A 21,886-nucleotide genomic window follows, 5' to 3' on the forward strand; every position below is an offset into this window, starting at 1 on the left:
CGCGATGCCGGACCAGCCCGTGCTCAGCATCGAGCATCTGGGCCTGCAGATCGGCGGTGCACGCATCCTCAACGATGTGTCGCTGTCGATCCCGCGGGGCGAGATGCTCGGTGTGATCGGCCCCAACGGGGCCGGTAAGACAACCCTGTTCAACCTGATTTCCGGTGTGCTGTTTGCCACGGAAGGCGTGGTGCGACTGAACGGCCGCACCATGACCCGGGAACCGATCCACGTCAGGGCACGGGCCGGCCTCGGTCGCACCTTTCAAACCTCGAGCCTGTTCAACGGGCTGAGCGCCACCGAAAACGTGCGGCTGGCCGCACAGGCCAAGGCCGGCGGCGGCAGTCTGGTCACCCGGTTTCCGAAGGGGACGGATGCCGCCACCCGGCTTGCCGCCGATCGTCTCGACGAGGTGGGGCTGGCTGATCTTGCCGAAGCCAAAGCCGGTGGCCTCTCCCACGGTGACAAGCGCAAGCTGGAGATCGCCATGCTGCTCGCGATGGACCCGAGCGTCATCCTGCTCGACGAGCCGATGGCCGGCGTTGGCTCCGGCGACGTGCCCGGCCTGATGGAGGTCATTCGCGCGTTGCACCACGGTGGCCGCACGGTGCTCATGGTCGAGCACCACATGGAGGTCGTGCTCGGCCTGGTCGACCGCGTTGCGGTCATGCACCACGGCGAGCTGCTCGCCTGCGACACCCCCGACGCCGTGATGAAGAATCCCACGGTTCAGTCCGCCTACCTCGGAGACCCGGTATGAGCACCACATCAAGAACCAATATCCTCACCGTGCGCAACCTGTACGGAGGCATCGAGGGCCAGCAGGTCGTCGAAGACGTCTCGTTCGACGTACCAGACACCGGCGTCACCGCTCTGCTCGGCCGGAACGGCGTCGGCAAAACCAGCACCATCAAATCGATCCTCGGCCTGAACGACCGCACCGGCGCGATCACCCTCGCCGGGCGCCGCGTCGACCGGCTGCCCACCCACAAGGTCGTGCAGCTCGGCGTCGGCTACGTGCCCGAAGACCGCGAGGTGTTCGGCAAGCTCAGCGTCGCCGAAAACCTGAAACTGGCCGAACGCTCCGCCCACCCGAACCGCGCCCTGGTCGAGGAACTCTTTCCCGACCTCGTGCAACGCCACGCCCAACTCGCCGGTACCCTCTCCGGAGGGCAGCAGCAGATGGTGTCGCTCGCCCGAGCCCTGCTCAACCAAAACCGGCTGTTGCTGGTCGACGAACCCACCAAGGGACTCTCGCCGAAAATCGTCACCGAGGTCACCCAGGCACTACTGGCCGCCGCCAAAACAGTGCCGATCCTTCTGGTCGAACAGAACCTGCAGGTGATTCGCCAACTCGCCGACCGGGTGGTCGTGCTCTCCGGCGGCCGCGTCGTCTTCACCGGCGAAGCCGCAGAATTGCTCGATGACCCCGAACGCATCCAGCGTTACCTGGGCGTGCACAGCGGCGCGGACCACAGCAGCACCGACCACAGCAACACGGAGCAGGTGCCGGCATGAGCACCATCGTTCTGCTGCTGATCACCGGCCTCGGCCTCGGGGCTCTGTACTTTCTGGTCGCCTCCGGGCTCTCCCTCATCTACGGCCTGATGGGCGTGCTCAACTTCGCTCACGGCTCCTTTCTGACCATCGGCGCCTTCATCGGCTGGGAGGTAGCCCGTCGGCTCAGTGACGGGTCGTGGTGGGCACTGGTCGCTGCCATGCTGACCGGCGCCGTGGTCGGGGCGCTCGTCGCCGCCGCGACCGAATTCTTCCTGATCCGGCGGCTGTACAACCGGCACATCGAACAGGTACTCGTGACGGTCGGCCTCGCGCTGGCCTCTGTAGCTCTGTTCGAGGGAATCTGGGGCACCGACCCGACCTACGTGACGAGCCCGTCCTGGCTCGGGCAGACCACCGAGATTCTCGGCGCGCGCATTCCGAACAACCGCTTCATGCTCATTCTGGTGGCGGTGCTGGTGCTCGTGGCGATCGTGCTGTTCCTCAAGTTCACCCGGTACGGCCTGATCATTCGGGCCGGCGTCGAGAACCGTCTCATGGTCACCGCGCTCGGCATCGATGTGCGCCGCGCCTTCACCCTGGTGTTCGCGATCGGTGGTGCCGCCGCCGGACTCGGCGGGGTGCTCGCCTCGATCTACTATGGCTACGTTTCGGCGCACATCGGCGGGTCCCTGCTGATCTTCGCCTTCATCGTGACGGTCATCGGAGGGTTAGGGTCTCTGGCCGGGGCGGCCATCGCATCCGTTCTGGTGGCAGTGCTGCAGCAGTTCGCGAACTTTTATCTGGGCGGAACCGGCGACCTGGCCGTGGTGCTGGCCCTGGCCGCGGTGCTGTTATTGCGTCCGCGCGGACTGATGGGAGCGAAAGCATGAGCGCCTTCCGGGCCAGACCAATGACCAAAATCACGGCCAGCGCGGCGCTGGTGCTGCTCATGGTGCTGCTGCCGCTTCTGAACATCACGATTCCCGGTGTCTTTCCGGGCGCGACCTACACGCCCGGTACCCTGCAACTGCTCGCCTACGCCATGCTCATCGCGGCTCTAGCGCTCAGCTACCACCTCTTGTTCGGCCTGGCCGGCATGCTCTCGTTCGGGCACGCTCTCTTCTTCGCGGCCGGCGCCTACGGCCTGGGCATCGTGCTGCGCAACTTCTCACCGAGTTGGTTGCCAGCCGGTGCGACGTTCGTAGCGTCGATTCTGATCACGGTGCTGATCGGCTTCGTGTTGGCCGCACTCGTGGGTTCGGTCAGCCTGCGGGTCACCGGCATCTCCTTTGCCATGGTCACGCTCGCCTTCGCGCAGGCCGGCTCGGTCGTGGTACGGCGCAATCCGGGCGGGCAGACCGGCGGCGACGAGGGGCTCACCCTCGACGTCTCGCATGTGCCAGACGCACTGGTCGGCGTACTCAACACCCGCAACCTGTACTGGCTGTCGCTCGCTGTTCTGGTCACGGTCTACCTCGTGGTGTTGTGGGTGGAGAAATCCCGCGCGGGCCATGTTGTGGCCGCGACTCGCGAAAACGAACTCCGGGTACGGGTCATCGGTATCCGTCCCTATTTTGTGCGGCTGCTGATCTTCAGCATTGCCGGGGCGCTCGCCGCCCTCGCTGGAGCCGCGTTTCTGTTGCTGCAGAGCGGGGTCTCGCCGCGCGTCGCCACGCCCGACTTCACGCTGACCCTGCTGGTGATCGTCGTGCTCGGCGGCGTCGGGCTGCGCTGGGGCGCCGTCCTCGGCGCGCTGGTCTACACGCTTCTCGACCAGCGGCTGACCGCCCTGGCCGGTTCGGAATTTATCGCCGGCCTGCCCGACGTTCTGCGGATTCCTTTGTCGCAGCCGTTGTTCATTCTCGGAACACTGTTTATTCTCGTGGTGTTGTTTCTTCCGGGTGGGCTGGCTGGGCTGACCCGGCGCAACGGCCGGCCGCAACGGCCTCGGGCTCGAGGTCGGGAGCGCATGCTTGACTCAGAGGAGACGACATGACCGATGATGGCCTGCACACGCTGGGCCGATGGACCCGCGACCGCGCCAGGGCCACGCCCGAACGAGTCGCCGTCGACGATCGCGGCGTCACACTGCGCTACCGCGACCTCGACGACCGGGCCAGCGACCTCGCCGCGGCTTTTCGGGCCGCCGGCTACGGCGTCGGCGATCGGGTGGCGACCATCACCGGCAACAGCTCAGACCAGGTCGTGTTGTTCTTCGCCTGCGCGCAGGCCGGCCTCGTGCTCGTTCCGCTGTCGTGGCGGCTCGCACCACGCGAGCTCGCCGCGCAGTTGCAGCTCGCCGACCCGGCCCTGTTGCTGGTCGACGACGAGTTCCATACCCTGGCAACGGATGCCCAGGGTCGGCTTCCCCTGCCCCTCCCGTCGACTTTGCTCGGCGTGCGGGGTGTGGAAAACGTCGTGCCGGCCCCGCGACGCGGCCCGGACGATGAGCTGGTGACCCGCACGGTTCGTGACGATGACGCCCTGCTGATCGTATTCACCTCCGGCACGCTCGGCCCGGCCAAGGGCGTGGTTCTGACCCACGCGAACTGTTTCTGGACCAACCTGTCGCTCTCGCGTATCACCGAGATCACCAGAAAAGATGTGGTGCTCTCGGTCATGCCGCAGTATCACGTGGGCGGCTGGAATATTCAGCCTTTGCTGGCCTGGTGGATGGGGGCCACGGTCGTGCTCGAGCGCACCTTCGACCCAGGCCGGGTGCTGCACCTGATCAAGGACCGTCGCATCACGACCATGATGGGCGTTCCGGCGAACTACCTGTTCCTCGCGCAGCACCCCGATTTCGCTGCGACCGACCTGTCCAGCCTGAATCACGCCGTGGTTGGTGGCGCACCAATGCCCGCGCAGCTGCTGCGTACCTGGCATGCCCGCGGAGTTGCACTCACCCAGGGGTACGGTCTGACCGAGGCCTCCCCGAACGTGTTGTGTCTGCCCGACGACGAAGCCCGCAGCATGGTCGGCTACGCCGGCAAGCCGTATCCGCACGTGGAGGTCGCCGTGGCCGATCCGATCACCGGCGACCTGCTCGGCGGGGCCGCGACGGGTGAACTGCTGGTGCGTGGGCCCGGCGTGTTCTCGGGCTATTTTCGTGCTCCCGAGCAGACCGCTCGCACCCTGCGCGGTGGCTGGTTGCACACCGGTGACCTCGTGCGCCGCGACGAGCACGGCTACTTTGCCGTGATCGACCGGCTCACCGACATCTTCATCTCGGGCGGCGAGAGCGTGGCACCGGCCGAGGTGGAGACCGTGCTGATCGAACACGCCGCGGTCGCCGAGGTGGCGGTCATCGGGGTGCCGCACGATCGGTGGGGAGAGGTCGGTGTGGCCTTCATCGTGCTGACACCCGGATTCGCGGCCGATGAGCTCGGCATTCTGGCCTACGCCCGCACCCAACTGGCCGCGTTCAAGGTTCCGGCGTTCGTGCGCTTCGTACCGGAAATTCCGCGATCCCTCGGCAGCAAGGTGCTGCGGCGCCAGCTGCTGGAGAACTGGAAACACGGACTTGATTTTGAAAAGATAGGAAACAAACTATGAGCGCCGGAATGCCGCGAACCGCCCGAGGCGAAGAAACCAAGCGCAAACTCATCCAAGCAGCCGAGCAGGTGTTCTCGCGGGTCGGCTACGCCGATGCGTCAATCTCGCGCATAACGGATGCCGCCGGCATCGGCCAGGGCACGTTCTACCTCTACTTCGACTCGAAACTGCAGATCTTCAACGAACTGGTCGAAGACCTCAACCACCGCGTGCGGTTGGCGATGAGTGCAGCATCCGCTGCTACGGAAAATCGGATCGATTCGGAGCGCGCCGGGTTTCGGGCCTTTTTTCAATTCACCGCCGACCACCCCGCGCTGTACCGGGTGATTCGTGAGGCAGAGTTCGTCTCGCCTGGCGCTCTGCGCCTGCACTACACGCGCATCGTCGAGGGCTACATAGCGGGGCTGCGCGCGGCCGGCGCGGCAGGCGAGATCAGCGACATCGATCCCACCGTTGCAGCATGGGCGCTCATGGGAATCGGCGAGATGATCGGCATGCGCTGGGTGCTCTGGGGAGATGACGAGGCGCTCGAAGGGGCCGGGTCCGATCCGTTCGCGAGCGGAACCCGTGCCGTGCCCGAGCACGTTTTCGAGCAGATGATGCGGTTCATCGAGGGTGCACTGGGTGCCGCTAGCACCGTCTCGAGCAGCACCGTCTCCGGCAGCACCGTGGAAATGAGGCAGCGATGAGTGAGTACTATCAGCCGTTCCGGGCTCGGGTCGCTGGGGGAGACCTGCGCGGTGGCCAGTGGCGCGCTGCCCAGGGGCAGTCGACGGTGCTGGCAATCCACGGCATCACCGCCTCGCACCTCTGCTGGCCGTGGCTGGTGGAACGCCTGCCGGGCTCGCGGGTGATCGCTCCCGACCTGCGCGGTCGCGCTCGCAGCAACGCCCTGCCGGCGCCCTACGGGCTGCGGCATCATGCCGAAGACCTGGCCCGGCTGTTGGACTTTCTGGAGGTCGACCGTACGGTCGTGGTCGGGCACTCGATGGGCGCGTTTGTCGCCGTATGGCTCGCCCACCTCTATCCCGACCGGGTTGACTCTCTCGTTCTGGTGGACGGTGGCCTGCCGATTCCACGCGACGTGGGCATCGACCCCCTGCTCATGCTCGGCCCAGCCGCCAAACGGCTATCGCAGACCTTCGAGACGGTCGAGGCCTACCAGGACTTTTGGCAGAACCACCCCGCGTTCGTCGCCGACTGGTCATCGCGGGTGGCCGATTTTGCCCGCTACGACCTCGATGGCACGGCGCCGGCTCTGCACCCCTCGGCGCGGCTGGAGGCGGTGGCCGCGAATGCGCTGGAGCTCAACGGTGCCGACGGCTACGCGGAGGCGCTCGCCGACCTCAGTCTGCCGATCGAATTTCTGCGTGCCCCGCGCGGGCTGCTGGACGAGCCGACCGCACTGTACGACCGGGCGGTTGTCGCCGACTGGGCGACACGACTGCCGCGGCTGACCGTGCGGGAGGTCGACGACGTCAACCACTACACGATCGTGATGAGCGACCGGGGCGCCGACCAAGTCGCCCGGGCCGTGAACCTGTACGCCCCCGCCAGCTACCCGAGAGGACCCCGATCATGAGCGACACCATCACCACCAGTACGGGCAACATTTTCGACGGCATCACCGCGCACAGCGTTGTCACCCCGCGCCTGCGCGCCGGAGTGCTCGAACGGCCGGCAACAGGAACGGCCGCGGCGACCGTCGTCTTCGTGCACGGCAACGTGTCGTCATCGCTGTTCTGGCAGCCGCTGATGCTGGCCCTGCCCACGTCGGTGCGGGCGCTCGCCATCGACCTGCGCGGCTTCGGCAGCAGCGAAACCCTGCCGGTCGATGCCACCCGCGGCTTGGCCGACTACTCCGACGATATCGCCGCTGTGCTCACCGAACTCGGCGTCGACGGAGCGCACCTCGTGGGCTGGAGTATGGGCGGCGGTGTGACCATGCAGCTGCTGCTCGATCACCCCGGCCTCGCGGCGTCCCTGACCCTGGTCGCGCCGGTTTCCCCCTACGGCTTCGGCGGCACCGGGGGAGCGGATGGCCATCGGCTGAGCGTTGACGACGCCGGAACGGGCGCCGGCGGAGCCAACCCCGACTTCGTCGCCAGGCTGCATGACGGTGACCACGGCGCTGACCAGACCAGCCCCCGCACCGTCTACCAGACCACCTACGTCAAGCCGCCGTTCAGCTCGGACCACGATGAAATCTGGATCGACTCCATGCTGACCACGGCCACCGGCGTCGGTAACTACCCCGGGGATTCGACAGTTTCAGAGAATTGGCCCGGATTCGCCCCCGGCGACAGCGGCGTGCTCAACACCATGTCTCCCAGTCATTTCAACACGAGCGGCATTGTCGACCTGGCCAAGAAGCCGGCCATTCTCTGGATTCACGGCAGCGACGACGTCATCGTGTCGGACACCTCGTTTTTCGACCTCAACTATCTTGGGCAGCTCGGCGTGATTCCAGGCTGGCCTGGCGCTGAGGTGGCCCCTCCCCAGCCGATGATCCAGCAGACCCGGGCTGTGCTTGGCGCCTACCAGGCCGCCGGCGGCACGCTGACCGAGCTGGAACTGGCCGACTGTGGGCACTCACCGCACCTCGAACACCCGGCCGAGTTTCTGGCGGCGCTGCTGGCCCAGCTGGAACGCTGATCCGCTGGCGGCATTCAGCTTCGCTCGCACTACGACAACTAAGCTAGGTAAGTGGCTGCAATCAACTTGGGGATGCCCAAAGTACCTGAGGTACTCGCTCCCAGACGTAAATCCCGTCAAATCAAGGTCGGAAAGGTCCTGGTCGGTGGCAATGCTCAAGTGAGCGTGCAATCGATGACGACCACTCCGACAACGAACATCAACGCGACGCTGCAGCAGATCGCCGAGCTCACGGCGACCGGCTGCGACATCGTGCGTGTTGCCGTGCCGACTCGCGATGACGCCGAGGCGCTGCCGATCATCGCGAAGAAGAGCCAGATTCCGGTGATCGCGGACATCCACTTTCAGCCGAACTACGTCTTCGCCGCGATCGACGCCGGCTGCGCCGCCGTGCGGGTCAACCCCGGCAACATCCGCAAATTCGACGACCAGGTCGGCAAGATCGCTGCGGCCGCCAAGGCCGCCGGTGTCAGCCTGCGCATCGGCGTCAACGCCGGCTCGCTCGAGCCGAGTCTCATGCAGAAATACGGCAAGGCCACCCCGGAGGCGCTCGTGGAGAGCGCCGTTTGGGAGGCGAGCCTGTTCGAGGAGCACGACTTTCACGACTTCAAGATCTCGGTCAAGCACAACGACCCGGTGATCATGGTCAAGGCCTACCGCCTGCTCGCCGAACGCGGCGACTGGCCGTTGCACCTCGGCGTGACTGAGGCCGGTCCCAGCTTTCAGGGCACGATCAAGAGCGCAACGGCGTTCGGCATCCTGCTCGGCGAAGGCATCGGCGACACCATCCGCGTCTCGCTCAGCGCTCCGCCGGTCGAGGAGATCAAGGTGGGATTGCAGATTCTGCAGTCGCTCAACCTGCGCGAGCGCAAGCTGGAGATCGTCTCCTGCCCGAGCTGTGGCCGGGCACAGGTCGACGTCTACAAGCTCGCCAATGATGTCACCGACGGGCTCGAGGGAATGACCGTGCCGCTCCGCGTCGCCGTCATGGGCTGCGTCGTCAACGGACCGGGTGAGGCTCGCGAAGCCGACCTCGGTGTCGCGAGCGGCAACGGCAGGGGCCAGATCTTCGTGCGCGGCGAGGTTATCAAGACCGTGCCAGAGTCCGAGATCGTGAAGACCCTCATCGAAGAGGCCAACCGGCTCGCCGCCGAGATGCCCGCTGCCGCGCTCGGCAGCCCCACGGTCTCCGTCGGCGCGAAGTAACTCTCCTGATCCGCGAAAGCGGATGATTGCTTGCTTTTCTTTCGGGTGTCAGAATATAGTTGCACCTGTCAGGAGGTGTTGCAATGAATGTTGAACAGCTCAGTGCCACCCTTGCTGCGGTCGCCAGTCCGCAACGGATGCTCATTCTCGCCGAGTTGCAGGGCGGTCGCGTGCACGTCAGTGAGCTGGCACGACGCGTCGGGATGTCGCGTGCTCTGCTCTACATGCACCTCGCAAAGCTGGAGGCGAGCGGGTTCGTCACGACGTCGCTGGAACTCTCCCCGGAGGGGACCGCTCTCAAGTACGTCGCCTTGGCACCGTTCTCACTCCGCATCACCATCGACACCATCACCGACGCCGTGGCACACGCCGCGGCGTCCAACCAGCAGGGGGAAACACCATGAACTTCGACTTCGCCTACCTCGTTCCCATCGTTGCGATCATCGGCGGAATCACCTACGCGATCTTCAACCTGTACTTCAAGTCGCGTCGGCAGGCAGCCGGTTCCGAGGGTTCAACCGCCCTGACTCACGCGCTGGCGGAGAGCAACGCGACCAACGCCGCCCTGCTCGAAAAACTGACTTCTTTGGATACGCGACTGGTCGCCATCGAGCGCACCCTGAGCGAGGTCGGCTGAACCAGGCCGTGGGGGAGCGGATCGCGGCGCGCGCGTAAGGTAGACGGGTGCCTACACGTCTCTCCAACTACTTCCTCCGTACTCTCCGCGAAGACCCCTCCGACGCCGAGGTGACCAGCCACCGCCTCCTCGTGCGGGCCGGCTACATCCGTCGCCAGGCCCCGGGTATTTTCGCCTGGCTGCCACTCGGCCTGCGGGTGAAGGCAAAAGTGGAGCGCATCATCCGTGAGGAGATGACCGCGGCCGGCGCGCACGAGGTGCACTTTCCGGCCCTGCTGCCGCGTGAGCCCTACGAGTTGACCGGCCGCTGGGACGAGTACGGCGAGGGCCTGTTCCGCCTGAAGGACCGCAAGGGCTCCGACATGCTGCTCGCGCCGACCCACGAAGAGGTCTTCGCGCTGCTCGTGAAAGACCTGTACAGCAGCTACAAGGACCTGCCGCTGTCGATCTACCAGATTCAGGACAAGTACCGCGACGAGGCACGCTCACGCGGCGGACTGCTGCGCGGCCGCGAATTCACCATGAAAGACGCGTACTCCTTCGACTACACCGACGCCGGCCTCGACCTGAGCTACCAGCTGCAGCGCGACGCCTACGAGCGCATCTTCAACCGGTTCGGCCTCGAATACGAGATCGTCCAAGCGGATGCCGGCGCCATGGGTGGCTCCAAGAGCGAAGAGTTTTTGCACCCCACCCCCGTCGGCGAGGACACCTTCGTGCGCAGCCCCGGCGGCTACGCGGCCAACATCGAGGCGTTTCGCACGCTCGTTCCGAAAGGCAAAGACTTCAGCGCGCTGCCCGCCGCGCAGATCTTCGACACCCCGAACACCCCGACCATCCAGACCCTGGTCGACAAGGCCAACGCCGAGCACCCGCGCCTCGACGGTCGCGAGTGGACCGCAGCCGACACCCTCAAGAACGTCGTGCTCGCGCTCACGCACCTCGACGGCACCCGGGAACTCATCGCGATCGGCGTTCCCGGCGACCGCGAGGTCGACCTCAAGCGCGTCGAGGTCGCCTTCGCCCCCGCCGAGGTCGAGGCGGCCAACGAGGGCGACTTCGCCAAGAACCCCGGCCTGGTCAAGGGGTACATCGGCCCGTGGGGCGCCCAGGGCGCCGTTCTTGGTACCAAATCGACCACCGGAATCCGTTTTCTGGTCGACCCGCGCGTGGTTGCGGGCACCGAGTGGATCACCGGTGCCAACGAAGACAATGGGCACGTGTTCGGCCTCGTCGCCGGCCGTGACTTCGCCATCGACGATGTGGTCGAGGCCTCTGACGTGCGCGCCGGCGACCCCGCCCCCGACGGAAGCGGCCCGGTCGAGCTCATTCGCGGTATGGAAATCGGTCACGTGTTCCAGCTCGGCCGCAAGTATGCCGAAGTGCTCGGCCTCAAGGTTCTCGATGAGAACGGCAAGCTGGTCACGGTCACGATGGGTTCATACGGCATCGGCGTCACCCGCATCCTCGCGGTCATCGCCGAACTCAACAACGACGCGAAGGGCCTGATCTGGCCCGAATCGGTCACGCCATTCGACGTGCACGTGATCGCCACCGGCCGGGACGAGATCGTCTTCGACACCTCGGAGGCCGTCGTCGCCGCCATCGAAGCCACCGGCCGGGAGGTGCTCTACGACGACCGCCGCAAGGTGTCGCCGGGTGTTAAGTTCGGTGACGCCGAGCTCATCGGCGTGCCGTGGATCGTCATCGTCGGCCGCGGCGCCGCCGACGGCATCGTCGAACTGTGGAACCGCCGCACCGGCGATCGCGAGCAGGTCGACGTCGCTGACGTCGCCAAGCACTTCGTCTAACGAGTCAGTATCGAGAACGGATGCTGCCTGGCCCAGCCGGCAGCATCCGTTCTGCAGCGAACCCAGCAGGACCGGACCAGCCCGGGCGAGTGGGTGACGGGGCGCCGCAGATTCGGGTACCGTAGTATTCAGCCCGCTGCGCGGTTTCGCGGCGGCAAGATCATGCGACTAGATCGTACGTAGAGGAGGCCGGCCATGGACATCGACCTCAGTGTTTTGCGGCTACTGGAGCGCGAAAAAGAGATTCCCTTCGAGGAACTCGTGCAAATCATTGAACAGGCGATTCTGACCGCCTATGTCAAGCACACCCAGCAGGACGTGTCGAAGCTTGAGGCGTCGAAGATTGCTGAAGCCAAGCACGATATCCAGGAAGTGCCCGAAGCGCGCGTCGTTCTCGACCGCAAGTCCGGGCACGTGGATATCTACATTCCCGAGCATGACGACGAGGGCAACGTCATCGGCGAAGCCGTCGACAACCCGACCGACTTCGGTCGTATTGCGGCCTTCGCCGCCAAGCAGGTCATCAACCAGCGTCTGCGCGACCTGGCCGACGATGCAGTGCTCGGCGAGTTCAAAGGCCGCGAGGGCGACATCGTCGCCGGTATCATCCAGCAGGGTCCGAACCCGCGCATGATCCACGTCGACCTCGGTACCATCGAAGCGATCATGCCCCCCGAGGAGCAGGTCCCCACCGAGAGCTACGTGCACGGAGCGCGCATCCGCGTGTTCGTCACGGCCGTCGGTCGCGGGCTCAAGGGCCCGCAGATCACCGTGTCGCGCACCCACCCGTCGCTCGTGCGCAAGCTGTTCGCACTCGAGGTGCCCGAGATTGCCAGCGGAGTCGTCGAGATCGTGTCACTCGCCCGCGAAGCCGGCCACCGCACCAAGATTGCGGTGCGCGCGACCGAGCCGGGCGTCAACGCCAAGGGCGCCTGCATCGGCGAACTCGGCCAGCGTGTGCGCGCCGTGACCGTCGAACTCAACAACGAGAAGATAGACATCGTCGATTTCTCGCCCGACCTCGCGACCTTCGTCGCGAGCGCACTGTCTCCGGCCAAGGTGACCAGCGCCTATGTGATCGACCAGTCGATCAAGGCAGTGCGAGCCCTCGTGCCCGACTACCAGCTCTCGCTCGCCATCGGCAAGGAGGGCCAGAATGCCCGCCTCGCGGCAAAGCTCACCGGCGCGAAAATCGACATTCAGCCGGACAGCATTCTGGAGGATGCCGAATAGGGGGTACGATGGACTCCGTAAGAACGTGTATTGGCTGCCGTTCGCGCGCCCCTCGATCCTCACTTTTGCGGATCGTTGCTGGGAAATCAGAAGTTGTGGTGGATGAAACCGCCACAATCCCCGGTAGAGGTGCGTGGCTGCACGCCCGTGAATCGTGCTTTCAGGATGCCGTAAGGCGACACGCTTTCGGGCGTGCCTTTCGCGTGACCAGGTCACTGGACGCGAAACAACTAGAGAACAGGCTGAATTGGCTTATGGATAACTAATGAGCGGCTCGAAATGAGACCCGTCCGTTACTAACGGTCTGCCCCTTTCCGGGTGCAGGCCCGGAACAGGAGAATTGTGGCTGCGAAACCACGCGTGCACGAGATCGCTACCGAACTCGGACTCGAAAGCAAGGATGTCCTTGCTAAATTGAAAGAAATGGGCGAGTTCGTCAAAGGGCCGTCTTCCAGTGTTGAACCGCCCGTAGCGCGTCGCCTCCGCGTCGCTCTTGAAGCCGTCAGCGCCGCCGCCAAGGCTGCAACGCCCGCGCCCGCTGCCAGTACCCCAACTCCGGCTCGTCCGAGCCACGGCGCCAAGCCGGGAGCTCGTCCGGGCCCGAAGCCCGCTGCCGAACCGGTCGCCCCGGTTGCGTCCGAGGCCGCTCCCGCAGTGGATGCCGCGCCCCTTCCGGTCGCGCCGCTCACCGTCGCTGAGCGCCAGACCCAGGCCGCCGAGAAGGCTGCCGCTGCCCAGAAGGCTGCTGCCGCCGACAAGGCCGCCGCCGCTGAGGCCGCCGACAAGCCCAGCACCGATACCCCGGAAGCGAAGACCGCGGCAGGATCGGCTACGCCGGTCAAGCCGGGTATGCCTCGCCCCGGAGCTGCACGACCGGGCAATAACCCGTTCGCCAGCAACCAGGGCATGGGTCAGCGTCCGGCCCAGCCGCCGCGTCCGGGTAACAACCCGTTCGCGAGTGCGCAGGGCATGGGCCAGCGCCCCGCAACACCCACCCCGAGCAACATTCCGCGCCCTCCGGCGCCTCGCCCAGGCGCCCCGCGCCCTGGCGGACCCGGCCAGGCTGCACGCCCGACCGGTTTCGGACAGCGTCCGGGCGCTTTCCAGCGTCCAGGCGGCGCTCCGGGTGGAGCCGGCGCCGCACGCCCCGGATTCACTCGTCCCGGCGCTCCCGCCGGAGCTCCCGGCTTCGGCCCGCCTCGCCCCGCCGGTGGAGGAGGCGGAGCCGGTCGCGGTCGCGGCCCGGGCGGTGGCACCGCTGGTGCCTTCGGTCGCGGTGGCGGCAAGAACAAGGCGCGCAAGTCGAAGCGTACGAAGAGAGCAGAGTTCGAGCTGCGCGAGGCCCCGTCGCTGGGTGGAGTATCAGTACCCCGCGGCGACGGCGGAACCGTTGTGCGTCTGCGTCGCGGAGCATCCATTACGGACTTCGCCGACAAGATTGACGCCAGCCCAGGAAACCTCGTTACCGTACTGTTCCACCTCGGTGAAATGGCCACGGCAACGGAGTCCCTCGATGAGGCCACGTTCGACGTGCTCGGCAGCGAGCTCGGCTACAAGATCCAGATGGTCTCGCCCGATGACGAAGACCGTGAGCTGCTGCTCGCGTTCGACATCGACATCGACCAGGAACTCGAAGACGAAACCGATGAAGACCTCGAGATTCGTCCTCCCGTCGTGACCGTCATGGGCCACGTCGACCACGGTAAGACCGCGCTCCTTGACGCGATCCGTAACGCCAAGGTCGCCGAGGGTGAAGCCGGTGGAATCACGCAGCACATCGGTGCGTACCAGATCATCACCGAGCACGAGGGTATCGACCGCGCGCTGACCTTCATTGACACACCGGGTCACGAGGCGTTCACCGCCATGCGTGCTCGTGGTGCGCAGGTCACCGACATCGCCATCCTCGTGGTCGCTGCCGATGACGGCATCATGCCGCAGACGATTGAGGCGCTCAACCACGCCCAGGCCGCCAACGTGCCGATCGTCGTCGCAGTGAACAAGATCGACAAGCCCGGCGCCAACCCGCAGAAGGTGCGTCAGCAGCTCACCGAATTCGGCCTCGTCGCCGAAGAATACGGCGGAGACGTCATGTTCGTCGACGTGTCGGCCAAGAACAAGACCGGCATCAAGGAAATCCTTGACGCCGTGCTCCTGGTCGCTGACGCCGGACTCGACATGCGCTCCAACCCGAACAAGGATGCCCGCGGTGTCGCCATCGAGGCTCGCCTCGACAAGGGCCGCGGCGCGGTGGCAACCGTGCTCATCCAGTCCGGAACGCTGCACGTTGGAGACTCCATCGTCGCCGGAACGGCCTATGGCCGCGTTCGTGCGATGGCCGACGAAAACGGTGTTGCCGTTCTCGCCGCCACGCCGTCCCGCGCGGTTCAGGTGCAGGGTTTGTCGAGCGTTCCCCGCGCCGGCGACACCTTTCTCGTCATCGAGGAAGACCGTACAGCCCGTCAGATCGCTGAGAAGCGTGAAGCCGCCGAGCGCAACGCGCTGCTGGCCAAGGCCCGCAAGCGCATCAGCCTCGAAGACTTCACCCGTGCTCTCGAAGAGGGCAAGGTCGAGTCGCTCAACCTCATCATCAAGGGTGACGTTTCCGGTGCCGTTGAGGCCCTGGAAGAGTCGCTGCTCAAGATCGAGGTCGACGATTCGGTTCAGCTGCGCATCATCCACCGTGGTGTCGGTGCGGTCACGGAGAGCGACGTCAACCTCGCTACCGTCGACAACGCCATCATCATCGGGTTCAACGTTCGCCCCGACACGAAGGCCCGCGAGCGTGCTGCCCGCGAAGGCGTCGACGTGCGCTTCTACTCCGTCATCTACTCCGCCCTCGAGGACATCGAGAATTCCCTCAAGGGAATGCTCAAGCCCGAGTACGAGGAGATCCAGAGCGGTATCGCCGAAATTCGCGAGGTTTTCAGCTCGTCGAAGTTCGGAAACGTCGCCGGTGTCATCGTGCGCTCCGGTACCATCACCCGAAATGCCAAGGCTCGCGTTATTCGCGAGGGCATAGTGGTGGGGGACAACCTGGGCATCGAGTCGCTGCGTCGCTTCAAGGACGACGTCACCGAGGTTCGTACGGACTTCGAGTGTGGTATCGGACTGGGCAAGTTCAACGACATCCGAATTGGCGATGAGATTGAGACCATCGAAATGAAGGAGAAGCCGCGCGTCTAGCGTTGGTTTGGGGGGTCGGGCTTCTCACGGAGCCCGACTTCCGCATTGGGTCGGGTCTCCGCAAATTTCCCCTTGAAAAGGAAAGAGCGGGGACCCCTACCCCGATTCCCTTTTCAAGGGAAAATTTGCCCCGACCCTCAGTTGGGTAGGCAGCATCCGTTTAATACGGTGAAAAAACGGAAGTACCTGGCGCTTCGGTGCCGGCTAACAAGGAGTAAGTCATGGCAGATCCGGAACGCGCCAGAAAGATGGCGGACCGCATTAAGGTCATCATCGCCAAGCGGCTGGAGCGGGGACTTCGCGACCCGAGGCTCGGGTTCGTGACCATCACAGACGTGAAGGTCACGGGCGATCTGCAGCACGCATCGGTGTTCTACACCGTGTACGGCTCGATCGAGGAGCGTACCGACAGCGCAGCGGCGTTGAAGGCTGCGACCGGGCTGATGCGCAGCGAAGTGGGAAAGAACATCACCGCGCGGCTGACACCGTCGATCGAGTTCATCGCGGATGGTATCCCGGAGAACGCGGCGCTCATCGACGATCTGTTGCGCGAAGCGCACGACCGCGACAGTGCGACCGAGGACAGCAAGGGCACGGCCACGTACGCCGGCGACGCCGACCCGTACAAGAAGCCACGCGAGTACGACCTCGACGACGACTCTGATGACGATGAGTCTGACGCCGCGAGCACCGCGAAGCACTAGCACCACCAGCACACTGAACGGGGCCCAGGCCCCGTCCCCGGGCCCAGTTTATAAACTGGGCCCTCGGACGGGGCCTGGGCCCCGTCCGAGTTGAGGGGTGCACTCCCGGCGGCTGCGGCGGGCTAGGACGTCGGGGCCGGGACGGGTGCGGGGGTGCGCTCGTAACGCGCGAAACGGTACGGGAGTGCCGTGGTCGAGCTTAGCCATCCGCTTGGCGGGTTTGCGGTCACGCGGGTCCAGGCGGCCGTGATGGCGGGGGCGTAGGTGTCTCCGGCAATGGAGGCATCGATCTCGGTCACCTCGAGCACGTCGGCGTAGGGCAGAGCGAGCCCATAGATTTCAGCGCCGCCGATCACCCACAGGTCACCCTCGGTGAGGGCGAGAGCGTCTTCCAGGGTGTGGGCAACGGATGCCCCCGCCGCGGCCCAGCCGCGCTGCCTGGTGATCACCACGTTCTTTCGGCCCGGAAGGGGGCGGAATCGTTCGGGGAGGGAATCCCAGGTGCGCCGGCCCATGATGACGGCGCTGCCACTCGTGACGGCACGAAAATGGGCGAGGTCCTCCGGCAGGTGCCAGGGCATGACCCCATCCGCCCCGATGACGCCGCCGAGCGTCTGCGCCCAGATCAGGCCAAGGGTCATACCGCCACCGCGCCGCGGATGGCGGGATGGTGCTGGTAGTTCTCCAGCACGAGGTCGTCGTACTCGTAGTCGAACAGGCTCGCGCGGCCCGGCTTGATGCGCAGCGTGGGGGAGGGGAACGCAGCGCGCGAGAGCTGCTCCGTGACCTGCTCGACGTGGTTGTCGTAGATGTGGCAGTCCCCGCCGGTCCAGACGAATTCACCGAGTTCGAGGCCGGCCTGCTCGGCGACGAGCTGGGTGAGCAGGGCGTAACTGGCAATGTTGAACGGCACGCCGAGAAACAGATCGGCGCTGCGCTGATACAGCTGGCAGGACAGCTTGCCGTCGGCCACGTAGAACTGGAACAGGGCATGGCAGGGGGCGAGGGCCATTTTCGGCAGGTCGGCCACGTTCCAGGCCGAGACGATCATGCGCCGTGAATCCGGATCGGTGTGCAGGGTGTCGAGCACCTGGCTGATCTGGTCGATGGTCTCACCGCCCGGGGTGGGCCAGGACCGCCACTGTACCCCGTAGACCGGGCCGAGCTCGCCGTTCTCGTCGGCCCACTCGTTCCAGATGCGCACACCCTTCTCCTGCAGCCAGGTGACGTTGGAGTCGCCGCGCAGAAACCAGAGCAGCTCGTAGGCGATCGACGCGAAGTGCACCCGTTTCGTAGTCACAAGCGGAAAGCCTGCGGCCAGGTCGAAGCGCAGCTGACGGCCGAACACGCTGCGGGTGCCGGTTCCGGTGCGGTCGGCCTTGCGGGCACCGTTCGCGAGGGTGTCGCGCAGTAGCGCTGAGTACTGGGCATCGGCGGTTGAAGAAGTAGTAACGGTCACCGGTCAATCGTAAGCGATGCGCTCACACCGGCAGGGTGTAGCCGCCCTGCGCCCGCATGGCCAGGCCGTCGGCCAGGAGGCTGACCAGCGCGCGCCGCAACTGGACTGAATCCGGCCAGAGTGTGTCGAGCTCGGCATCCGTCACCGAACGGTGGGTGGACCGCAGTTCGGCCATGATCAGGCCGCGCACCTGCCTGTCGCTGCCCTCGAACTTCTTCTGCCCGGCCTTGCGGGTGCCGGTGTATTCCGGGTAGTCAGCGGCCCGCCACGCGCACACATTCCGAATCGGGCATACATCGCAGTGTGGGCTGCGGCTGGTGCACACCACCGCACCGAGTTCCATGATCGCGGCGTTGAACAGGGCCGCCTCCTGGGCACTCTGCGGCAGCAACTTGCCCATCGACTCGAGGTCGCGGCCTCGGCTGGGCGGGGAGGGTTCGCCGGCGCCGGCAATCGCCCGGGCGATCACCCGCCGCGTGTTGGTATCCACGACCGGATGCCGATAGCCATACGCAAACGTCGCCACCGCCCGCGCGGTGTAATCCCCAATGCCGGTCAGGGCCAGCAGATCGTCAAGGTCGGACGGTACGACGCCCCCGTGCAGCTCGGTGATCTGCACCGCCGCGGCGTGCAGCCACAGCGCGCGCCTCGGGTAGCCGAGGCTGGACCAGGCCCGTACCGCCTCGCTCGGCGGAACCGCGGCCAGAGAAGCGGGTGTGGGCCAGCGTGCCAGCCACTCTTCCAGCCGGGGAATGACCCGGTTCACCGGCGTCTGCTGCAGCATGAACTCGCTCACCAGAATGCCCCAGGCCCCGAAGCCGTCGCGGCGCCACGGCAGGTCGCGGGCGTTCTCGGTGAACCAGGCGTTGAGCGTGGCGCTGACAGAGGCCGCATTGGTCTGCGGAGAGGGTGTGACGTTCATCCGTTCTAACCTAGGCTCGATTCATGAAGCTGGTTTCCACACCGCGCATCGACTTTCTGCGCACCCTCGCCGCCGAGATTCTGCACAACTACGGTCGAGGCCGCACGATCATCGCCATCGACGGAACGGATGCCGCCGCTCGCGCCACTTTCGCCGACGACCTCGCCGCGGTCTTTCGTGAACAGGAGCGGCACGTGTTTCGGGCCAGCCTGCGCTACTTTCAGCACTCCCGCGCCGAACAAGAGCGCCTTGCACCCGACACACCAGACCGGCTCTACCGAGTCGGCTACGATTACTCCGCACTCCGCCGGGTACTGGTTGAACCGTTTCGGATGGGCGGCAGTACCGGCTTCGTCACCGAGGAATTCGACCCCGACCGCGACGCCTGGATTCAGCCGACCTGGCAGACCGCGCCCGCCGATGCCACGCTGATCATCGACGGCGACTACATCAACCGCCCCGAACTGCACGGGCTCTGGCTGTTCAGCGTGCTGCTGGAGGGCGAACGGGGCAGCGAGCCCCAAACGCGCTACCTCGCTGAGGTGCACCCACGCGATATCGTGTCGGCCGTGGTCGACGAGACCAACCCGCAGGCCCCGCGCCGCGTGCTGACCGACCGCTGCTAGCGAAACCGGCCCCGTACTTCGGCCGGCGTAAGAAAGACACCGCTCTGCTCGACCTCGTGCACCAGCTCGGTGAGTCGCGCGTTCACCGGCGCCGTGGTGCGGGCCCCCGCCGCGGCCCGCACCACGGCGCCGTTCAGAAAATCAATCTCGGTGCGCTGACCGCGCGCGAGACTCTGCAGGGTCGAACCCTGGTTTGGCACAGTGCCCATGCGGGTGCGCATCGAGAGTGGCAGCACCTGCCCGGCCCAGACCGGCGCGAGGGCAAAGAGACGCAGGCGCCACTGCGAAAGCCCCTGCAACGAGCCAAACCGCACTCCGCTGGCTCGGCCGACCCGCACGGTTTCGCGCATGCTCCAGGTCATGAGCTGGCGAAGGCCGGCCTGACCGATCACGTCCTGCACGCTCATCCCGGTGATGGCCGGCAGGGCGTTGAGCATGTTGACAACGAGCTTGGTCCACTGCGCACCAACGAAATTATCCAGGGCCAGGGTGGGCACGGCGGCGTCCAGCAGCGCTTGCCAGCGCAAGGTGGCCGCATCCGCTCTGCCATCGCCGCGGCCGAGATAGCTCTGGGCGGCCGTGGTGACCCGCACCCGGCCCGGCCCCTCATAGTGCGCGGCAATGATCGTGATCAGCCCAAAGCAGTCCGACCGCGGCAGCAGCCTGCGCGCTGTCATGACCCCGTCGAGCCCATTCTGCACGACGATCACCGGCGTGCCGTCGAGCACGGCTGAGTTCTCGGCAATTGCCGCCGCGGCATCCTGCGCCTTGGTACAGATCAGCGCCAGATCGCACGGTTCCGTCAGCCGTTCAACCGCGAGCGGCCGCGCGAGCCGATCGCCGAAGCCCCCGGTCAAGCGGATGCCCTCGGACAGCAGAGCCGGCAGCGCCGCCCCGCGGGCAGTGACCACCAGATCATGCCCTTCGGCCGCGAGCAGGCAGGCGAACGTACTCCCCAGGGCGCCAGCACCGATCACCGAGATTCTCACGGCTCATATACTACGGCTCATTAGCCGATTCGCACCGCGGCCCCAGTCGCACGCTGGTACCCTCAGGAAGTGACCAGCGGCCTTCTACTCATTGACAAGGCGCAGGGCTGGACCAGCCATGACGCTGTCGCCCGAACCCGGCGTCTGGCCGGAACCCGCAAGGTCGGCCACGCCGGCACCCTCGACCCCATGGCTACCGGGCTGCTCGTACTCGGCATCAACAGCTCGACCCGGCTGCTCAGCTACGTCGTCGGCCTCGACAAGGAATACCTTGCCACCATCCGCCTCGGCCAGTCCACCACAACGGACGACGCGGAGGGCGACTGCCTCACCCGCGCCACCGCCGAGCAGGTCGCCGGTATCACCCCCGCGGCCGTCGCTGCCGGCATAAAGGACCTCACGGGCGACATCAGCCAGCAGCCGAGCGCGGTCAGCGCCATCAAGGTCGACGGTAAGCGTGCCTACGCCCGGGTGCGTGCCGGTGAAGACGTGCAGCTGCCGTCCCGGCCGGTGACGGTGAGCGAATTCGAACTGCTCTCCAGCACCCGCCGCGACGGATTTCTTGACCTCGAGGTGCGCGTAGAGTGCGCATCCGGCACCTACATTCGAGCCCTCGCCCGCGACCTCGGGCGCTCGCTCGGCGTCGGTGGGCACCTCACCGCGCTGCGCCGCACCCGGATCGGCCCGTTCCGCATCGAGAAAGCGGCGACCCTCGAACAAGTCGACGTCGCCGCCCAACTCATTTCGCCAGCGGATGCCGCCACCCGGCTGCTCCCGAGCCTCACGCTGACCCGCGAGCAGGCCGTCGACCTTGGCCATGGCAAACGCATCACGGTCGAGCCGGATGCCACCCGCACCGGACCGGTCGCTGCCATCGCTCCCGACGGCCGCCTGGTCGGACTGGTCGAATACCGCGGCGACCAGGCCAAGTCTCTGCTGAACTTTCCACCCGATGAACCGAGCGAATCGACACCCACCCCATGATCGAATGGTTCACCTGGCTGCAACTGGCCATCGCCGTGCCCGGCGGCGTGCTCTGTGTCGTCCTGGGCCTGTTCGGGCGCAAACCCACCGACCTCACCATGGGCGCGACAGCACTCGTCGAACTCTTGCTGATCGTGCAGCTCGCGGCCGCGATCGCGGCGCCGCTGGCCGGCAACACGGCCACCGGCAGCCTGCTCGAGTTCTACACCTACCTAATCAGCGCCATCCTGCTGCCGGTCGCGGCCGGATTCTGGGCACTGGTCGAACGCAGCCGCTGGAGCACGGTGATCCTCGGCGTCACCTGCCTGTCGGTCGCCGTCATGCTGTACCGCATGAACCAGATCTGGAACGTGCAGGGCAGCTAAGCGGTTCCAGGTTCGCTCCGATGCTGCAATAATTACAGAACCAGATGAATGCCG

The 21,886-nt window shown here is 66.0% G+C and carries 23 protein-coding genes; 19 read left to right on the top strand and 4 right to left on the bottom strand.

The features are described from left to right. Positions 1-4 precede the first annotated feature (4 nt). The 16 genes from CXY78_RS07030 (at position 5) to rbfA (ending at position 16,487) form a co-directional block, all read left to right on the top strand. Complete coding sequence (locus CXY78_RS07030) at positions 5-760, top strand: ABC transporter ATP-binding protein (protein ID WP_092340908.1); 756 nt, start codon at positions 5-7, stop codon at positions 758-760. Continuing rightward, complete coding sequence (locus CXY78_RS07035; RefSeq protein ID WP_104088767.1) at positions 757-1,518, top strand: ABC transporter ATP-binding protein; 762 nt, start codon at positions 757-759, stop codon at positions 1,516-1,518. The genes CXY78_RS07030 and CXY78_RS07035 overlap by 4 nt, the downstream gene beginning before the upstream one ends. Next, a complete protein-coding gene (locus CXY78_RS07040) occupies positions 1,515-2,390 on the top strand; it encodes a branched-chain amino acid ABC transporter permease (RefSeq protein ID WP_104088769.1) in 876 nt (291 codons plus the stop codon). Before CXY78_RS07035 ends, CXY78_RS07040 begins: the two co-directional genes overlap by 4 nt. Positions 2,391-2,410: 20 nt before the next feature. Beyond that, a complete protein-coding gene (locus tag CXY78_RS07045) occupies positions 2,411-3,496 on the top strand; it encodes a branched-chain amino acid ABC transporter permease (RefSeq protein ID WP_233206120.1) in 1,086 nt (361 codons plus the stop codon). Beyond that, the gene (locus CXY78_RS07050) at positions 3,493-5,055 is read left to right on the top strand and encodes a class I adenylate-forming enzyme family protein (protein ID WP_092340912.1); all 1,563 of its coding nucleotides are present in this window, start codon (positions 3,493-3,495) and stop codon (positions 5,053-5,055) included. The genes CXY78_RS07045 and CXY78_RS07050 overlap by 4 nt, the downstream gene beginning before the upstream one ends. Beyond that, a complete protein-coding gene (locus tag CXY78_RS07055; RefSeq protein WP_092340913.1) occupies positions 5,052-5,744 on the top strand; it encodes a TetR/AcrR family transcriptional regulator in 693 nt (230 codons plus the stop codon). The genes CXY78_RS07050 and CXY78_RS07055 overlap by 4 nt, the downstream gene beginning before the upstream one ends. Then, positions 5,741-6,637, top strand: a complete 897-nt coding sequence (locus CXY78_RS07060; RefSeq protein WP_092340914.1) for an alpha/beta hydrolase — start codon at positions 5,741-5,743, stop codon at positions 6,635-6,637. The genes CXY78_RS07055 and CXY78_RS07060 overlap by 4 nt, the downstream gene beginning before the upstream one ends. Beyond that, entirely contained in the window at positions 6,634-7,710 is a 1,077-nt protein-coding gene (locus CXY78_RS07065; RefSeq protein WP_104088772.1) for an alpha/beta fold hydrolase, read from the top strand. Before CXY78_RS07060 ends, CXY78_RS07065 begins: the two co-directional genes overlap by 4 nt. A gap of 51 nt (positions 7,711-7,761) precedes the next feature. Beyond that, a complete protein-coding gene (gene ispG, locus CXY78_RS07070) occupies positions 7,762-8,916 on the top strand; it encodes a flavodoxin-dependent (E)-4-hydroxy-3-methylbut-2-enyl-diphosphate synthase (RefSeq protein WP_174774977.1) in 1,155 nt (384 codons plus the stop codon). An 83-nt stretch (positions 8,917-8,999) separates the two neighbouring features. Continuing rightward, entirely contained in the window at positions 9,000-9,320 is a 321-nt protein-coding gene (locus CXY78_RS07075) for a winged helix-turn-helix domain-containing protein (RefSeq protein ID WP_092340918.1), read from the top strand. Continuing rightward, positions 9,317-9,553: a hypothetical protein gene (locus CXY78_RS07080; protein WP_104088773.1), complete on the top strand. Its 237-nt coding sequence runs from the start codon at positions 9,317-9,319 to the stop codon at positions 9,551-9,553. The genes CXY78_RS07075 and CXY78_RS07080 overlap by 4 nt, the downstream gene beginning before the upstream one ends. Before the next feature lie 47 nt (positions 9,554-9,600). Continuing rightward, positions 9,601-11,364, top strand: a complete 1,764-nt coding sequence (locus CXY78_RS07085) for a proline--tRNA ligase (RefSeq protein ID WP_104088775.1) — start codon at positions 9,601-9,603, stop codon at positions 11,362-11,364. Between the two features lie 195 nt (positions 11,365-11,559). Next, on the top strand, positions 11,560-12,597 hold the full coding sequence (nusA, locus tag CXY78_RS07090) for a transcription termination factor NusA (protein WP_092340921.1): 1,038 nt from the start codon (positions 11,560-11,562) through the stop codon (positions 12,595-12,597). An 8-nt stretch (positions 12,598-12,605) separates the two neighbouring features. Further along, positions 12,606-12,863, top strand: a complete 258-nt coding sequence (locus CXY78_RS07095) for a YlxR family protein (RefSeq protein ID WP_092340923.1) — start codon at positions 12,606-12,608, stop codon at positions 12,861-12,863. 76 nt (positions 12,864-12,939) lie between these two features. Then, positions 12,940-15,783 (top strand): translation initiation factor IF-2, encoded by a 2,844-nt coding sequence (infB, locus tag CXY78_RS07100; protein ID WP_092340925.1) that lies wholly within the window; start codon positions 12,940-12,942, stop codon positions 15,781-15,783. Between the two features lie 221 nt (positions 15,784-16,004). Continuing rightward, on the top strand, positions 16,005-16,487 hold the full coding sequence (rbfA, locus tag CXY78_RS07105; RefSeq protein ID WP_104088776.1) for a 30S ribosome-binding factor RbfA: 483 nt from the start codon (positions 16,005-16,007) through the stop codon (positions 16,485-16,487). Between the two features lie 122 nt (positions 16,488-16,609). Here the strand turns inward: rbfA and CXY78_RS07110 are convergent, their stop codons facing one another. The 3 genes from CXY78_RS07110 to CXY78_RS07120 are packed head-to-tail and all read right to left on the bottom strand — an operon-like array spanning position 16,610 to position 18,868. Next, positions 16,610-17,128: a dihydrofolate reductase gene (locus CXY78_RS07110; RefSeq protein WP_104088778.1), complete on the bottom strand. Its 519-nt coding sequence runs from the start codon at positions 17,126-17,128 to the stop codon at positions 16,610-16,612. Further along, positions 17,125-17,946, bottom strand: coding sequence for a thymidylate synthase (locus CXY78_RS07115; protein ID WP_092340928.1), 822 nt, complete (start codon positions 17,944-17,946; stop codon positions 17,125-17,127). Before CXY78_RS07115 ends, CXY78_RS07110 begins: the two co-directional genes overlap by 4 nt. A 22-nt stretch (positions 17,947-17,968) precedes the next feature. Then, complete coding sequence (locus tag CXY78_RS07120) at positions 17,969-18,868, bottom strand: A/G-specific adenine glycosylase (protein ID WP_104088780.1); 900 nt, start codon at positions 18,866-18,868, stop codon at positions 17,969-17,971. Positions 18,869-18,891: 23 nt separating this feature from the next. On the opposite strand from CXY78_RS07120, the gene CXY78_RS07125 reads away from it, so the two are divergent. After that, positions 18,892-19,494: a hypothetical protein gene (locus tag CXY78_RS07125; RefSeq protein ID WP_092340930.1), complete on the top strand. Its 603-nt coding sequence runs from the start codon at positions 18,892-18,894 to the stop codon at positions 19,492-19,494. Here the strand turns inward: CXY78_RS07125 and CXY78_RS07130 are convergent. Beyond that, positions 19,491-20,483, bottom strand: coding sequence for a ketopantoate reductase family protein (locus tag CXY78_RS07130; protein ID WP_092340931.1), 993 nt, complete (start codon positions 20,481-20,483; stop codon positions 19,491-19,493). The genes CXY78_RS07125 and CXY78_RS07130 overlap by 4 nt on opposite strands. Positions 20,484-20,552: 69 nt before the next feature. Here CXY78_RS07130 and truB point away from each other — a divergent pair, with 69 nt between their 5' ends. Together truB and CXY78_RS07140 are read left to right on the top strand one after the other, a co-directional pair. Then, on the top strand, positions 20,553-21,467 hold the full coding sequence (truB, locus tag CXY78_RS07135) for a tRNA pseudouridine(55) synthase TruB (RefSeq protein WP_092340933.1): 915 nt from the start codon (positions 20,553-20,555) through the stop codon (positions 21,465-21,467). Continuing rightward, the gene (locus tag CXY78_RS07140; protein WP_092340934.1) at positions 21,464-21,832 is read left to right on the top strand and encodes a hypothetical protein; all 369 of its coding nucleotides are present in this window, start codon (positions 21,464-21,466) and stop codon (positions 21,830-21,832) included. The genes truB and CXY78_RS07140 overlap by 4 nt, the downstream gene beginning before the upstream one ends. Positions 21,833-21,886: the final 54 nt, after the last annotated feature.

Source organism: Cryobacterium sp. N19 (assembly GCF_002929595.1).
In the GTDB taxonomy this organism is placed as follows: Bacteria; Actinomycetota; Actinomycetes; order Actinomycetales; family Microbacteriaceae; genus Cryobacterium; species Cryobacterium flavum.